Raw genomic sequence first — 16,124 nt, forward strand, 5'->3', positions numbered from 1 at the left:
GGCAGTCATTACCCCAAACGAGCCTTGTTATGGATACCCTGCTGCAAGAAGTTACTCAACACCTCGCCCAACGCGGCGAAACCATCACCTGCGCCGAATCCTGCACCGGCGGCTTGCTCGCCGCCGCGCTCACCCGCCTGCCCGGCAGCTCCGCCTGGTTTGAAACAGGCTTCGTTACCTACAGCAACCACGCCAAACAGCAGCTCCTTAATGTGAACGCCGCCACCCTCGGCCACTACGGCGCAGTGAGTGAAGAAACCGTGCGCGAAATGGCGCTGGGCGCACTCATCACCACCAAAGCCGACTATGCGCTCAGCATCTCCGGCATCGCCGGCCCCGACGGCGGCAGCGAAGAGAAACCCGTGGGCACGGTTTGGTTCAGCCTGGCCACCAAACAGCGCATCTGGGCCAAAGAGCAGCACTTTGAAGGAGACCGCGAAGCCATCCGCACCCAAGCCGTGCGCTTTGCCCTGATACTGATGAAAAAGTATTTGGAGCGATAGCCCGGCAGGGTTGATTGGAATGGAAAAGGCTACCTGAAAATTTCAGGTAGCCTTTATTCATGCCGTCAGCCCTACGCCTTGGGCAGGGTAACGCCGGTTTGCCCCATGTATTTGCCTTTGCGGTCTTTATAGGAAGTTTCGCACACTTCGTCGCTCTCGAAGAAGAGGACTTGCGCCACGCCTTCGCCGGCATAGATTTTGGCGGGCAGGGGGGTGGTGTTGGAGAATTCGAGGGTAACGTAGCCTTCCCATTCCGGCTCGAACGGGGTGACGTTTACGATGATGCCGCAGCGGGCATAGGTGGATTTGCCCAGGCACACGGTAAGCACGTTGCGCGGGATGCGGAAATATTCCATTGTGCGCGCCAGCGCGAAGGAATTGGGCGGGATGATGCAGCAGTCATCTTCCACGGTGACGAAGTTTTTCGGATCGAAGTTTTTCGGATCGACGATGGTGCTGTTGATGTTGGTGAAGATTTTGAATTCGTTGGCACAGCGGATATCGTAGCCGTAGCTGGAGGTGCCGTAGGAAATAATGCGCCGGCCGTCTTGCTCTTTGATTTGTTTGGGCTCGAAGGGCTCGATCATGCCGTGCTCTTCGGCCATGCGGCGGATCCAGCGGTCGGATTTGATGCTCATGGTGTTTGTCCTGGGTTGGGTTGGTTTGAGGGGAGGCTACCTGAAAGTGCTGCTGAAGTTTTCAGGTAGCCTTATTCTATTATTCTTCGTCTGCTTCTTTATTCTTCGTCTGCTTCTTCGCTGGGCGGATAAAATCCTGCTGCCGCACCGGTTCGCCTTGTTTGAGCTCGCACAAGCCACATGTCGCCAAACTCTTCGCCCACGCCGCGCACGAAGAAATGTATACGGGGGAAGGTTTGGGCGATGTGGGCGAACAAAGTCGATAATCAGGCCAGAATAGAGGCCGTTGAAGCCAGCCTCCATCGGTTGATTAACAGCGGCTGCTACATCATCCAGCACATCGGGGTGGATATCCATTTGCTCCAGCCATTTTTCGGCCACAGGCAGAATATCGTCTACCGACAAATTGCCTTGCACATAGTTGCTATCGTCCCAAGTACATTCAACGCGGGTGTAGTAACTCATAGCAGATTCCTTCTTTATTTTCAGGTAGCCTTTTGGCGCAGCAGGCTACCTGAAAAATGGGTGTTTAATCCTGCCAGCCGCCTAGAAGCGATACCAATTCCTGCAGCAGGGTAGAGAGCGCTTCGGCCATCAGGATTTGCGAGGCAAAGGCCAGGCTGGCGGCATCGTCGCCGTGGTTTTCGGCCTCTTCCTGCAATACGTCTAAATACTGGATGCGTTTGAGAGTGAAATCTTGGGTGAGCACGAAGGCAATCTGATCACGCCACACGAGGCCGAGCTGGGTAACGGTTTTGCCGGTTTTTACGTGTTGCACCACTTCATCGGCGGTCAAGTCCTGTTTCGACACGCGCACGGTGGGTGCGGCATCGCCTGTGCCTTTGAGTTCACACATATCATCGAGCTCAAAGCCGCCGCCACATGCGCCGGCGAGTAGCCATTCGGTCATCAGGGAGGAGGGCGATTGTTTGGTGTTCGGCAGCTTGGCCTCGAGCCCGCCCAAGGCTTCGCGCAGCTTGGCCAGCAGGTTTTCCGCACGGGTGGCCGAGGCTTGGTTTACCAGCAGGAAGCCGCTGCGCGTGTTGCACACGGCCTGCGTTTTGCTGCTGCGGGTGAAGGCGCGGGGCAGCAGGTCGTCCGTAATTTGCTCTTTGAGCTCCTGCTTTTCTTTGCGCCCCACGGTACGCGCTTCGGCTTCTTGGATTTCGGTGATTTTGTCGTCCAAAATCTCTCGGATCACGCCGGCGGGCAGCACTTTTTCGGATTTCTTCAGCGCCACACTCCAAGTGAAATCGGCAGGAAACACCAATTCCGGCGAAAACCCTTCCGGTGGGGCAAAGCCTTCGCCAAACCAGTCCAAACCCTGCGGCGGGGCAAATTCGGCCTCTTGCAGCTTGGAGGACAAGGTTTCCAAATCCGGCAGTTTGTCTTTGTTTAGGGGATAAAAGCTGACTTGTTTAAACCACATTTTGCTTGCTGTTTCAGTTTGTTTCAAAACGCGGCATTATACTGCCAAGCAGGCTTAGAAAGCTATTTGGAACGATGATTACTAAGACCGGCAAGAGAAGAAAAACCAAAGTGAAAACGGGGGAAGAAGAGTGGTGCTACACCTACAAAAATCTGAGGGAGGTGCTTATGGCAGTCTGAAACGAAACCCGCCGTATCTGGGTGATTTTGCAAAGAATAAGGAACTGATGATGCCTAACGTTATCAATATATTGGAGAGCAAATTTAGTGAAAATAAAGGCTAAAATCACTATCAGGCTGGGATGAAATTATGTACTAAAAGACTATTTATAATAATTTTATTTTATGGCTAGAGAAAGGACAAAAGAGATGGAAAACCCATCCTTTTGTCCATTGAACTAATTTTTCATACAATACGGCGAGCCGCAGTAGTGCAGAATCAGGCAAGGCTAGCTAATGCTCCCAGTAATTTTAAGTATCCTCCCATATAAAAAAGCCGTCTGAATAGTTCAGACGGCTTTGCTACTACTACAGCCTTAGAAAATCTCGCGCCAAGAGATACGGCGGATTGAGGGGGTTTCTGGCAAGTAAACTTCGTGTAAGTTCACATTACCCTGGCTATCTTTTGTTAAGAGCAGCAATTTACCGTCGGTTGTTTTCAACAAGAGAGGAGAACCCACTGCATTCAGCTGTTTGCGGTATGAGGAGCCGTTAAAGTTGCCATCGAAGAAGCCTCTCAAGCCGGAGCCAGTTACCGCATTCAGCGGATAAGTATAACCAGAAGATTGAATTACGTTACAAGATAAAGCCGGGTTACTGCCATCAATGAAAGTATTTACAATCAAATATTTACCTCTCTCCAGGTAGGGGTTGTAAATTACTTGCTCATATTCAACTTTGCCATTGATAGTTACTCGAGTTAAGTCTAAATACCAACCTGATTTGGTATTCCAATCAACGTTCATATTACTCAACTGATCTTTTTTACCACCTTCATGTATTACTTGTGCTTGCATTTGGCTACGATTTACCTGAGCTGCAGTGGTTCCAGCAGCGGGATTAAAAGCCAAAGCCGTTTTGTCGCGGATACCATAGATACTTTGTTGGCCGGTGGCGTAAGTGGTTTTTGTACCCAAGTAACCCTCTTTGCGCATGCCTGTACCAAAGTTCAGAATAACGTCGCCAGAAGCACCATTTCGTCCCATGCGAGTTACAATAATTTTGGTGGAAATTGGTTGAACAGCGGGGGCAGTAAAGAGCTTCTGCGGTTGCACAGTCCAACCATTACTATTTTGGGATAGAAGGTTAAAGCGCCACACATTGCCTTTTATGTCACCTGCATAAGCATAATCGTAGATGTTGTCCCCATCCAAATCCACAGGGGTAACATAAGCAATACCGTTGGGAGCATCAGGTGTGCCTGCTTCTCCCGTACTGATGAATTTGAAAGAAGGCTTACCAGTACTTTGGTTGATGGACATTACATAAATACCAGCCGGACCGTTGGAGGCGGTACAGTTACCGTTGGCAGCATCAGTGGTGGAACACCAGCCATTACCGAATACAGCGCCCCAGTTGCCATCATGGAAACGGCCGAAGACGGGTGTGCCGTAGGTGTTACCCAAATTGCTCCATTCTCCTCCGGAAGAGCGAGACCATTCGCCTATTACATTGGATGCATTGAAGGAATCGGGGTTGGTAACATCCAGAGCATAGATGGTATCGCCACCGGCTCCCAAGCCACCCATAACCCAAGTGTGCCATGAGCCTCCGTAGAACACGTCTCCAGTGCCTACAGGGGCATCGTTATAGTAGTTGTGGGCATACTGTGGGCTGAAGAGATCCAAGCCTGCATTGGTTTTATTGTGAATCCGTGATAGTACAGCACCGGGGATGTAGGCAAACATTTCTTGACCGTCATTGTTTGCGGTCTGGAATTGCCCGGCTGCGTTATAGCTACCGCTGCGGAAGGCATGCAGGAAACCGTCATTCGAACCCGCATACACAATATTGGTGCGTGTGCGGTTCGAATTGGCAAAGGTGGTGTAAGGTTGACCATTGTTTTCCTGCATGGCTGCACCTAGATAACGCGAATCGCGCCAACGGGGAGCAGATAGATAATTCTTGTTATTCGGATACCCTAACCATACCGGGCTGGAGTTGATGATATCGCCTAACAGTTTTTTGCGGGGACGGAAGACGCCGTTGGGCTGACCGACTTCCCGGCTTGTATCGCCCTTCAGATAGGCTAATCTGGCTTCGCCCATGCCGGCAGGCTCGCCAGGGGATGACAAGGCAGCCTGTTGCGAAGGACTGATGTTTGACCACTCCAATGCGGCACCCGCTGTACCAGTCCAAGTAAAGAATTTACGCACGGGCTGTTTATTAACAATTTGGTTACCTTTTCTCTCGCATGGGCCGCCGGTTAGAACGCACGCAGCATCCCAGTTGGCACCAGGCTGCACCGCATAAGTTCCATTGGGTTTACGGAGAATGTTTTGTGCCGTTAAGTTGCCATACCAGTGCACTTTGTTGAAGAAAGATAGATAAACCTGTGAATCAGATGCTAATTTTGCATCAGGCAGATTTACGTCTGCAGAACCTTCAGATTGAGTGGCCGGGGTGGCTTTGAAGCACAAGACTTCGTGGTTGTTATGAGCGCCACCTGTTGCCCCCATAAATCCAAAGCGGAAACTTTTTGGCAATGGACCATTTGCGGCCACAATATCAAAATCTGTCATTACCGGTTGGAAGTCACCACCGTTATAGCTAATCCATACACTAGCTTTGCCGTTCGGCGTGATACGGATTTTATATAACATTGGAACTGCTTGGTCACGCGAATGGGCAGATTCTGTGGCAAATCGCCGAGGTAGTTGTTTATGGGCAAAATACTGATAATTATATAATTTTAATCTTGGATCTGTTGCTTTATCACTTAATACAAGAGCCCCTTGGCCTGAAGGCAGGTATGCGGAATCAATGGTTAATTGACCGGTTTTGCATACATTGACAAATCTACGATAAGACGGAGCATTAATAGCCCACTGCCCGAATCCAGCTTTAGAAGTCCATAAGTTAGTCCAGTTGTTTTGTACGGATGCAGGTACAGTGCCCCACCCAAACTTAGTATAAATCTCCTGCAACAAATGTTTACTGATATAGGTATGATTAATGGAGCCCGCACCGCGAATACCAATCGTATTTGGCAACCGTTGGCTCAAGCCTGGCGCACCAGTAGTAGTATTATCATGCTTGTAAACAAAGTTACCCCACTCATCAATACCGATACCCATGTATCCGCCATAAACACCACTAAAAATCGGGTTTTCATTGGTACATGAATAACCAATTGAACCCCCTGATGCCCCTAACGTAGCCGGTTTACTACCATCGGCCAAGAAGAAGGTCATGCCGTCGGCACCACTACCACCCCATGTGTAGGTAATAAAAGTAATTTCCACACCTTCTTGGGTGCCAAAAGTGAAATCTGAAACAATGCCGCCAACTACTTGGTTTTGCGCAGGAGTTAGGCGCAAGACCCCTTTGCCCAGATTATCTTGAACCCCGGTACATCTAGGAGGAGAGCCAGCAACTGTAGCTGTAGGTTTGGATGATTGAGTTCCCGCAGTCAGACAAGCGCTATTAATTACTGTGGGTGAGGGAGAGGACGGATCCCAAGGATTTTTAAAGCCATCGCCCGGCAGCGGCATCAACCATTTATTAGTAGTTGTTCCGCCGGAAAAGTTTTCTTCAATTACGCCGTTAAAAGGGGTATCACCATGCACTTGTGGTATATAAACCGCCATCAGGGCGGCTACCAATGCCTGATAAGTCGGGGTGATTCTTTTTCCGACGTTGGCTTGCTGTTTTCTCGTTGTGGTTTTCATTTTTAAAACTCCCGCGGATATATATAGACACCGTGTAAGCCCTAGTCTTACTGGGCGAATTCGGCGCGTCCTGTAAACACGTTATATTTTGATTGATTGAATTTTTGTTAAATTTAGCCAATAACTGCCATACCGAGAACGGAATGCTCTACCTTGTATGGCAAGCAATTTCGATACCATGCTGCTTGCAGATAGAAGGATTAACAAATTTTTAAAAATAACTGGTACATAAGTAGTATGATAAAGCGTTCTTGGTCTTTTTGGCAAGTTGGCTTAAATTAGGAAACTTGTAAGGTATAGAAAATCAGGAGGATTGGGAGATTGCCTGATGACTTGGGAAGTTTACGAACCCGCTTCACCCACCGGCTGAGGCTTGGCGGGGTTGTTGTTGCAATAGTTTGGTTAATAGGTAACTTTTCTGGTTATCTGCTGTTTTTGCCTTTCTTGGGCGTCAGGATTTTTTGTCCATTGCCGGAGAGCCTGAGTGTTGTGGTTGTTTATTGAGTCACTCTGACCTGTGGGTTTGCCCAATTTGCTGTTAGCAAACGGCGTATGTTGGATATTGCAAAGATTGCCTGCCGTTGTTTGTCAGAAAGGGCGGGGTAGAGAGGCGGTGAACAGGTTGCCTGAAACTATTCTTACCGGTTTTAGGCAGCCTTGATTCTTGATTGCTAGATGGTGCCGAGTTCAAACTGTGCCAATCGGGCGGCATCGACATTTGGGGCACCAGGGTTCATTTTTTCTCCCAAAGGGGGTTTCAGGTAACCTCATTCAAGCGTGGAGGCTACCTGAAAAATGCGGCGGCAAGACGCTTTATCGGTTGCTGCTGTTGTAGCGTTGCAGGCTGCGCTGTACGGGGGTTTTGATGGAAGCGCAGTATTGTTCGTGGTCTTTGCCTGCAGTTTGGCTGTTGAGGAAGGCGCGGGCTTCGGCTTTGCTCACCAGACTTTCGCAGCTGCCTTGCCCAAACTGTTTCATAGCGGCGAAGAAAGCGTTTTTATAGCGTTCGTCTTGGGCGGCGGTGCTGTCGCAGGCAAAGGTGTGGATGGTGATTTGGAAACCATCTTTCAGGTAGCCCAGGCATTGCTGTTTGCTGGCTTGGACGGGCTCGGCTTGGGCAAGGGCGGGGAGGAGAGCGGCAGTAAGGAGGGCTAGGGTACGGAGTTTCATTGGAGGAGTTCCTTGTATGTGGCTGGGAAGAAGAGGCTACCTGAAAATTGCTTTTCAGTTTTTCAGGTAGCCTGTGGGTTATTTGACGTTGCGGTAGCGGTGGGCAATGCCTGGCAGTTCATCTTTGACGGCTGGGCAGAACAGGCGGCTGGTCTGACCTAGCCGCTGGAGTTCAAGATTGATGGCGGCTTGGGCTTCGTCTTCGTTGACGATGTCTAGGCAGCTGTCGTGCTCAAATTGGGTCTGGGTGTTTTTGAAGGCGGTTTGGTAGCGCTCCTCGGTGGCGGCATCGGGACGGCAGGCTTGGGTGAAGGCGGAGAGGTTGTTGCCATCGACAACGTAGCGCAGGCATTGGGCTTTTGCGGCAGCGTGTTCGGCAGCTTGGGTGCTGTCTTGCGGGCTGTTGTCTTGTGGCTCGGGGTTAGGCTGCGGGCGCTCTTGGGTGTGGGCGGGTTGTTCGTTACCTTGCTGGCGGGTTGGCCGGCTGTGCCGGATTGGGGATTGGGTGGTGTTGTGTCCGGTATTGCGCTGCTGGCGGGCGTTTGTGCGGGTGTTGGCAGGTTTGGTTTCCTGTTGTTGGCGCGAGTGTGCCCGACCGGTGGCAGGCTTGTTGTTGTCGTGCTCCCTGCTTTGGCTGTTGCGACCACGGGCGGGTTTGGCTTCTTGCTGCTGGCGTGAGTTGGCGCGGCCGTTGGCTGGTTTGTTGCTGTCTTGGGTTCTGTTTTGACTGTTGCGGCCTCGCTGGGGTTTGTTGTCTTGCGGTTTGGAAGATGAGTTTCTGCCGGAGGAGGCGCGCTCTTGAGGCCTGCTCTGCGCGGGTTTGGATTGGGATGCACGGCCGGATGAGGGTTTGGCGGGGGCCGCGATGGCGAGTGCGGGAAGGACGGCGGCAAGGGTGGCGAGGGTTTTGAGTTTCATGGAGTTTGCTTTATGGCGTTGTGGGAAATGGGTTTGATGGATTTCAGGTAGCCTGTCAGCTATTTGGCTGCCCCCTAATCTACCGGATTGGGGCGCGGGAAGGCATATATCTGGCTACGGCCGGGGGCAGGATGTCGAATCATAGCGCAAGGCAGATGAGAAGGCGATAGTTATGATGGCTGTGCCCGTTTGAATTTTCAGGTAGCCTTTAAATTATTCTTGCCGCTGCCACAACACAAATGCTTCATGCTTCTCGCGCGGGCGGTTGGCGCTGGCGAGTTCGGCGGCATCGGGCACGGATTCGTGGCGCAGGGTGGCGACGAAGCGGCAGTTTTCGCCTAAGGGGTAGCGGCCGTATTCCTGCCAGGCGTGACGTACTACGGGATGCCGCGCGGAAACGCAGGCATCGGCCGGCAGTTCGGCTTCCAGCCGCTGCACCACGGGGCGGTAACTTTTGGCCGCATCCAGCCAGGGCAGGAACAGGGTGAGGATGAGCGACCAGCACAGCGTGAGCCCGGCCGCCCAGTTGGTAACCGCCTGCCGGCCGCGCACGTATTTGCGCGTAATCGCCAAGAGCCACACCGGCGTGAACAACACGGCCACGATAACCGGGAAATAATCGATATCCCGCTGATAATACGGGCTGAAATAAGCTGCACGTTCGGCCAGCTTGGCCGGCCAGCCGAAGTTCATGGCGAAAAAGCCGAGCCACACAAACAGCGCCAGCGAACCGAACGTCATGATGCCGAACCAGTTGAAAAACGCCGCCGCGCCGCGCCGCAACTGGTCGGCCTGTGCCGTTGCCGCCAACACCAAAGGCGGCAACAGCAACATTAAATGGTCTTCCATGTGCTGCGGCGAGGCGGCCAGCACGAGGCCGAACACAGCCAGCCAAATCAGGCACAGGCTGTTCCAGCCGTGGCACGGCAGGCGGCGCTGGCGGTAGAGCGTCCACAAGGCCAGCGGCCAGGCCGGGAAGGCAAACCACAGCAGGTTTTTCAGATAATAAGCGGCGGAAAAACCGAAATCCAAGCGGGCGAAGCCGCCGAACGGCGCGAGCGCGTGATACCGCCACCACTGCAGGAAGGCCTCGTGCGACAAACCATTGAGCACCAGCGGCCATACAAACAGCAGAGGCAGCGTCAGCCCTGCCGCCGCCAAAAGCGTGAGCCAGAAGCGTTTGTTGTGCCAATGCGAATCCAGCAGCAACAGCGCCGTGGTGAGCATCACGCCCAACAGCGGCAACAGGCTACCTGAAAGCGACAATACCGTCCAACCCAAGAGCGTGAGCACAATCGCCTTCACCGTTTTCTGCCGCGCCATTGCCAGCGCGTAGAAACTCAGGCTTAAGCCGCACAGGGTAACGATTTGCCCGCCGATGAAGTGGCTCATCATCAGCAGACCGGGGCAGCCGATCAGCACCAGCACCGCCGTACGCCCGTTGCGCCGCCCCAAAAGCATCCGTCCCGCGCCGCCCATGGCCGCGAGCGACACCGCCGCGAGCAAGGCGTTCACCATGCGCACCGCCTCATACGGCGGCAGATGGCCGAACAGTTTCAAAAACAGCAGGGAAAGCCACATATACAGCGGCGGCACATCCCAAAACAGCGCCCCGCCATCCTGCGGCAGCCACCACTGCCCGCCCTCCGCCGCCTGCCGGATGACCGCATACACCAAGGTTTCGTCTTGCCACAAATCGTGCGCGAACACGCCCGGCCACAGCCAGACAAAAGCCAGCAGCAGCAAGAGCCAGGGCCGCTCGTAAGTGGGCGGTTCGGGGCGTTGCTCGGGCGGAACGTAGGTTAGCATGGGATGTTTGGCAGGAAATTCAAATTGGGCGCTATTGTATAGCAAAGTGCGGGGCGGGGGTGGATAGGCGGGAGGCTACCTGAAAATGGAGCGGCTACGAAGTGAGCATATGGCAGGGCAGGGTGGTGCTGTGCCGCCGTTTGGCTGCGTTTATCAGCTTTCAGGTAGCCTGCCGGGTTCAGTTGGCGCGGCGCAGGTAGGTGGCGAAGCGGGGAGTGCCTTTGGCGGTGAAGCCGCGGTATTTGTAGGTGATGCGGCTGCCGATTGGCGGCGGGTTGCGGCGGTCGGCGTCTTTGAAACCGGAGCCGATGCGGAATTCGCCGGTCTCGTTGCGGCAGGACACGGCGCCGAGCAGGCCGGCGTTGCGGCCTTTGCCTTCGTGGTGGGCGGTAACGGTGCATTCCGCGTCATGCGCGCTTTTGAGCTTGAGCAGGTTGTCGCTGCGGCCGCCCTGGTAGGGGATATTGGGGTTACGCAGCATCACGCCCTCGCCGCCTTGGGCTTCGATTTGGCGCAGGAATTGTTGGGCATGGGCGGCATCGCGCACGGGGGTTTGCGGAATAACGGCGATTTTGGCCTGCGGGTGGGTGGCGAGGTGGCGCTGCACGAGGGCAAGACGCTGATACAGGTTGCCCGGGGCTTGGGGTGCATCGAAAACGTGCAGCTTGATGCCGTTCCAATCGCCGTTGGCGCTGCGGACGGCGGCGGAAATCTGCTCGAATGCGCCACGCCGGCTATAGAGCTCGCCATCGAGCGGATAGGGCGGGAAATCGCGGGTAAAACCGGCAGGCGGGGAGAAGGGGGTGGCCTTGGCGGCTGATGAGCCTGCGCCCATCCCAATAGGCGCGCACGCCATCAAGCTTTTCGCTCATCGCCCAGCCGGCAATGTTTTGGCCGCTGTATTCTTTGGCCAGGATAAGGTTGGGCGCGGCGTGCAGGGCGGGGGCGAGCAGAAGGACGGCGAGGAAGGGGAGGAGTGATTTCATGGCGGTGCTTCGCTTGGATGAGATAGTTAAGGCTACCTGAAAATGTTGGTTTTGGCGAGGCGGAAAGCCATTTTACAGTTTTCAGGTAGCCTGAAAGGGATATACGGCAGAAAACGCCTACCAATGCCTTGTATGGCCGGAATGGGGTTCTCAGGGGGTAGGCTGCTTTTGGGCGGCCTGCTGCCATGCAGTTACTTGCTCGATAAAACCTTGTTTTTCGGCTTCATCAGCAAAAATGCTGTGCGGCAGGACGATGAACGCGCTGCCGAAAATCAGGAGGATATCGCCCTTTACGGTTTGCACGCTGTCTAAAGTTGCCCAGCCGAACCATGATTCGTGCTGCTGCGGGTAAGTTTGGCGGCAGCCTGCGCTGTCGGCGCTGAAGCGGCTTTCGTGCAGCAGGTAGCTGCGGCAGTAGATATATTTCAGGATTCGGCGGTTGAATATGCTGCTGATAATGCAGATCAGGAGAAAGCCGACTGCGACAATATTAACCGCTGTTGTGTTGGCATGTATGATGGAGCCGAGCGTACCTTCGTCTAAATAGCATTCTTCCAGCAGGGCGGACAGTTGGGTTTGGTTGTGGAACAGCAGAAAAGACATCGCCAACACAATAATGAGGAGCGGCAGATAAAAGCACAGCAGCGGCGAATATTTGCGCGGCGCGGTTTTGCTGTAATACCTCATCTGGGCATATGCGCCTTTCAGGTATTCCTCGGGCGTGGTCGGCACGGTGTAGCTGTATGTTAAGGGTTTGGACATGGGGTCCTCTGTTGGAATTTCGTTTATATTTGTTTGATTCTTAATTGATGCCCACAGGCTACCTGAAAGCGCGGTTTCAGCGCAATTTCTGCAAAAACGGATTAAACGCGATTTCCCACAAAAAGCCATCGGGGTCGGCGAGGTAGCCGCTGTAGCCGCCCCAGAACACTTTCTGCGGGGCTTTGATGATGTTGATGTTTTTTGCGGCAAACCCGGCAAACAGTGCGTCCACTTCGGCTTCGCTGCCCACGTTGTGCGCCAAGGTAAAGCGTGGGAAGCCGCTGCTTTGCTCCGGTATTTGTGCGTCGTGCGCCAGGGCGGCTTTGCCGAACAGGGCGAGCAGCAGCGCGTTTCCGGCCTGGAAAAATGCAATATTTTCGTTGCTGTCGGCCGTTTCCTGCCAGCCGAATACCTCCCGATAAAAACGGCGCGATTCGGCAAGGTCGGCCACACCGAGCGTAATGTAGTTGATATGTTGTTCCATCGGTTTTCCTTTTGGCTGGAAGAGATATTGAGAGGCTACCTGAAAAGCGGTTCTGCGTTTTCAGGTAGCCTTTGCCATGCCGCGCTTTACGACGAGGCGAAGGCTTCAAACGGCACGGCGAGCAGGGGTTCGGCACCTTGGCGGATGCGTTCGGCGCAGGCGTGGGCTTGGGGCAGAACGTAGGCGAGGTAGGCGCGGGCGGTGTGCTGCTGGGCTTGGCAGAATGCGCTGCCGAAGCGTGCTTCTGCATTGCGGGCGGCGAGGAAGTTTTGCGCCAGGGCAGCCGCGCCGAGGGTGAGGGAGATTTGCTCCAGATAGGCGGCGGCGTTTAGGGCGGTGGCGGCGGGGTTGGTTTCGTGCTGCTGCACGAGGAGGGCGGTGCTGCGTTCGGCCAATTCAAGGGCGCGCTGGAGCGGTTCGGCGGTGGCGGGCTCGATGGCGGTGAGCTCGTTGGCGGTCTGCTGGGCTTCGGCGAGCAGGGTGCGCACGAGGCTGCCTTTGTCGGACACGGTTTTGCGGGCGAGGTCGGCGGCCTGCACACCGTTGGTGCCTTCGTAGATGGCGGTGATGCGCACGTCGCGCACGAGCTGGGCGATGCCGGTTTCTTCTATATAGCCTGCGCCGCCGAATACTTGCATGGCCAGGTTGGAGAGCACGGTGCCGTTGTCGCTGCACCAGGCTTTAACGATGGGGATGAGGTAGTCGAGCCGGCCTTTGGCGGCTTTTTTGGCGGCGGGTTCGGGGTGTTGGTGCGAGGCATCGAGCGCGGCGGCGGCTTGAAGATACAGGGCGCGCTGGGCAGCGATGGTGGCTTTTTGCACCAGCAGCATACGGGCGACGTCGGGGTGGTGGATGATGGTGAGCGGGGTGCCGTCGGGCGCGCTGCCTTGGATGCGCTCGTGGGCGTAGGCCAGCGCGAGCTGGTAGGCGGCTTCGGCCACAGCGTGCCCTTCGATGCCCACGCCCAGGCGGGCGTGGCTCATCATAGTGAACATATAAAGCAGGCCGCGCCCGGCTTTGCCGATGAGGTAGCCTTCGGCTTCGTCGAACTGCATCACGCAGGTGGGGCTGGCGTGGATACCCATTTTGTGTTCGATGGCGGTGGCGGACACGCCGTTTCTCCCGCCGATGCTGCCGTCGGGCTGGATTTTGTATTTGGGCACGATAAACAGCGAAAGGCTTTTGATGCCGGAGGTGGTGCCGGGCAGGCGGGCGAGCACGAGGTGGATGATGTTTTCGGTCAGTTCGTGTTCGCCCCAGGTGATGAAGGTTTTCTGGCCGCTGATGCGGTAGCTGCCGTCTTCCTGCGGCACGGCTTTGGTGGCCACTTGGGAAAGGTCAGTGCCGGCCTGCGGCTCGGAGAGGTTCATGGTGCCGCTCCAGAGGCCTTGGCTCATTTTAGGCAGGAAGGTTTGCTTTTGCTCTTCGGAGCCGTGCTTGGCAATGGTTTCCACCGCGCCCACGGTGAGCATGGGCAGCAGCGAGAGGGCGAGGTTGCCGCAGTAGTACATTTCTTCGCACGCGGCGGAAATCACCGCAGGCAGGCCTTGGCCGCCGTATTCCGCCGGGGCACGCAGGCCGGGCCAGCCGGCTTCGCAGAAGGCTTGGTAGGCGGCGGCAAGGTCGGGATGGGTGACGACTTTGCCGTTTTCCAGGCGCGCGCCGTGCAAATCGCCGGTGCGGCTGGTGGGCAGGAATACTTCTTCGCTGAACTTGGCGGCTTCTTCGATGATGGCGGCGGCGGTGTCTTCGTCCAGGCCGCTTTCGGCATACCATTGGGCGATTTCGGCCAGGTTGCCGTGGGTTTGCAGGGCGAATAAGAGTTCGTTTACGGGGGCGCGGTAGGACATGGAAGGCTCCTTTGTAGTAGGGAAAAGATACGGGCTAGCATAGCAAATCCGCGCGGGCTTGGGTATGGCGGGCGCGGGTTTTATGCGGCGGGGCTGATGGGCGGCAAAAGGCTGGTTGGAGTTGGAGGCTACCTGAAAACCTGTTTCTTCTCGCTGTGGGAGAGGCGGCAAGCCGCAGGTTTGCAGCGTTTGAACTCCGTTGAAGCGTGCGTTTCAGGTAGCCTTCAAGCAGCGGGATAGATGTTTACAATATCTTGTATTTTGTTACAATCCGATCATCGGCAATACCCTTATTCCCCTTTCCAAACAGGAGTGGCAAGATGAAGCAAACCATGATGAACACGGCAGCGGGCGTATTGGTGGCGCTGCTGTTGGGCAGTGCGGGCTTGGCATATGCCAACCCCTATCCGGTTGGTTCGCAGCAATGGCACAACTTTAATGGCATCATGCAGTCGGAAGCAGATCGGATACAACGCGAGCGCAATGCCGTACGGCAACAGCCGATCAACCGCGGCCCCACCGCCGCTGAAATACGCGCCTGGGAGCAGCGCGAGGCGGAAGTGCAAGCACGTATCGCCCGTTTCCGCGCCACGCCGTTTTGGATGGCGTTGGCATGGAATTCTGATAAAAATACCATAGCATGGCCTGGCGGTTTTAGATCTGAGCAGCGAGCCATCGAACGAGCCAAACAGATCTGCTCTTCCCCCAATTGTCATGTATTTGCCACTTTCAACAATACTTGCGCCCATTTCGTTAGTGCGGTAGCCAAGCCGCGCTCGGTGCAGGATTTTTTTGTGGCCTACGATCGGGACGGCAACAGGGCGGTACGGAAAGCTGTTCAGGCCTGTGAGGCGGTGCATGGCAAGCGGGAAGACAGATGCTTCTCCTCCCTGCTGCGAACGCCGCATGGGGAAGGCATTTTCTGCGTGGGCTACGATTACAATCTTTACAATCAGCGCTAAAACCTGCCGTTTGAGGCTGAAAGGCTACCTGAAAATACTTTTCAGGTAGCCTTTGCTTAGGGCTTGGGCACAAATTCTGCCTGTACGCCGATTGCCTGCAGTTCGGCGAGGTGGTTTTTCATGTGTTTCCAGATGCCGCTGCAATACACGAAGGGCGGGGATTTGCTGAGCGCGAGCGCTTGGGCGGTGTTGAGGCTGCGGTGTTTTTTCAGGCTGGCGGCAAGGCGGGTGCTTTGCCGGCCGGGATGGGAAACGATGATGTCGCCGAAAACGTAGTCCGGATCGTCGGGCGGGGTGGCGCAGCGGGCGATTTCGGCGGCAAGGTGCTCGTGTTCGGCAAAGGATTGTTGCACTTCGCGCCAGAAGGAGGCGGCGGTGTTGCAATAATCGGCGATGTATTGGGCGGCGGCTTCGGGGCTGCGGGCAGCGTGTTGCCGGATGCGTTGGATATGTTGCGCCAGCTCGGCCAGGCTGCCGGCGATGGCTTCGGGTTGCATTTGGTCGTGCCAGGCGAAGTAAACGGGAAAGCCTTTTGCGGCTTGGTTTAAGTCGATGATGAAGGGGTCGCCCATGGCGTTGAGGGCGAAGACGTATTGGCTGGCGGAGAGGGCGGTGTTTTCTTTGTAGTAGGGATCTTGGAAGGCGGCTAAATCGGCATTTTTAGGGAAATGCAGGGGGAAAATAGCCGTTGTTGTCGGGCTTGGCTTGGATGGTGGCGATAAAG

Annotated in this window: 13 protein-coding genes and 1 pseudogene; 2 read left to right on the forward strand and 12 right to left on the reverse strand. The window is 55.1% G+C overall.

Annotated features, from left to right (window positions below):
- The first annotated feature begins 29 nt into the window (after window positions 1-29).
- On the forward strand, window positions 30-503 hold the full coding sequence (gene pncC / locus EZJ17_RS00760; RefSeq protein WP_067442754.1) for a nicotinamide-nucleotide amidase: 474 nt from the start codon (window positions 30-32) through the stop codon (window positions 501-503).
- A 71-nt stretch (window positions 504-574) separates the two neighbouring features.
- On the opposite strand, the gene dcd is transcribed toward pncC, so the two are convergent.
- The 11 genes and pseudogenes from dcd to EZJ17_RS00815 all read right to left on the reverse strand — a co-directional run bounded on the left by dcd (window position 575) and on the right by EZJ17_RS00815 (window position 14,438).
- Complete coding sequence (dcd, locus tag EZJ17_RS00765) at window positions 575-1,141, reverse strand: dCTP deaminase (protein ID WP_067442755.1); 567 nt, start codon at window positions 1,139-1,141, stop codon at window positions 575-577.
- A 36-nt stretch (window positions 1,142-1,177) separates the two neighbouring features.
- Window positions 1,178-1,606 carry a hypothetical protein gene (locus tag EZJ17_RS00770; protein WP_067444119.1) on the reverse strand — a complete coding sequence of 143 codons (429 nt, stop codon included), beginning with the start codon at window positions 1,604-1,606 and terminating at the stop codon, window positions 1,178-1,180.
- A gap of 64 nt (window positions 1,607-1,670) precedes the next feature.
- Window positions 1,671-2,570, reverse strand: a complete 900-nt coding sequence (locus tag EZJ17_RS00775) for a recombination-associated protein RdgC (RefSeq protein ID WP_067442758.1) — start codon at window positions 2,568-2,570, stop codon at window positions 1,671-1,673.
- 535 nt (window positions 2,571-3,105) lie between these two features.
- Window positions 3,106-6,459 carry a PilC/PilY family type IV pilus protein gene (locus tag EZJ17_RS00780; protein ID WP_151085908.1) on the reverse strand — a complete coding sequence of 1,118 codons (3,354 nt, stop codon included), beginning with the start codon at window positions 6,457-6,459 and terminating at the stop codon, window positions 3,106-3,108.
- Window positions 6,460-7,272: 813 nt separating this feature from the next.
- A complete protein-coding gene (locus tag EZJ17_RS00785; protein ID WP_151085910.1) occupies window positions 7,273-7,629 on the reverse strand; it encodes a hypothetical protein in 357 nt (118 codons plus the stop codon).
- 78 nt (window positions 7,630-7,707) lie between these two features.
- Window positions 7,708-8,547: a hypothetical protein gene (locus EZJ17_RS00790; protein WP_067442766.1), complete on the reverse strand. Its 840-nt coding sequence runs from the start codon at window positions 8,545-8,547 to the stop codon at window positions 7,708-7,710.
- A gap of 213 nt (window positions 8,548-8,760) precedes the next feature.
- Entirely contained in the window at window positions 8,761-10,356 is a 1,596-nt protein-coding gene (locus EZJ17_RS00795; RefSeq protein ID WP_067442824.1) for an ArnT family glycosyltransferase, read from the reverse strand.
- A 178-nt stretch (window positions 10,357-10,534) separates the two neighbouring features.
- Window positions 10,535-11,342, reverse strand: a pseudogene (locus EZJ17_RS00800) (DNA ligase).
- Between the two features lie 150 nt (window positions 11,343-11,492).
- A complete protein-coding gene (locus EZJ17_RS00805) occupies window positions 11,493-12,104 on the reverse strand; it encodes a hypothetical protein (protein WP_067442770.1) in 612 nt (203 codons plus the stop codon).
- Between the two features lie 76 nt (window positions 12,105-12,180).
- Complete coding sequence (locus EZJ17_RS00810; protein WP_064087756.1) at window positions 12,181-12,588, reverse strand: VOC family protein; 408 nt, start codon at window positions 12,586-12,588, stop codon at window positions 12,181-12,183.
- 86 nt (window positions 12,589-12,674) lie between these two features.
- Window positions 12,675-14,438 carry an acyl-CoA dehydrogenase family protein gene (locus tag EZJ17_RS00815; protein ID WP_151085913.1) on the reverse strand — a complete coding sequence of 588 codons (1,764 nt, stop codon included), beginning with the start codon at window positions 14,436-14,438 and terminating at the stop codon, window positions 12,675-12,677.
- Window positions 14,439-14,758: 320 nt separating this feature from the next.
- On the opposite strand from EZJ17_RS00815, the gene EZJ17_RS00820 reads away from it, so the two are divergent.
- Window positions 14,759-15,400: a DUF4189 domain-containing protein gene (locus EZJ17_RS00820; RefSeq protein WP_151085915.1), complete on the forward strand. Its 642-nt coding sequence runs from the start codon at window positions 14,759-14,761 to the stop codon at window positions 15,398-15,400.
- Window positions 15,401-15,456: 56 nt separating this feature from the next.
- Here the strand turns inward: EZJ17_RS00820 and EZJ17_RS00825 are convergent, their stop codons facing one another.
- Window positions 15,457-15,972, reverse strand: a complete 516-nt coding sequence (locus EZJ17_RS00825; protein ID WP_151085917.1) for a hypothetical protein — start codon at window positions 15,970-15,972, stop codon at window positions 15,457-15,459.
- Window positions 15,973-16,124: the final 152 nt, after the last annotated feature.

It is taken from the genome of Eikenella exigua, from assembly GCF_008805035.1.
In the GTDB taxonomy this organism is placed as follows: domain Bacteria; phylum Pseudomonadota; class Gammaproteobacteria; order Burkholderiales; family Neisseriaceae; genus Eikenella; species Eikenella exigua.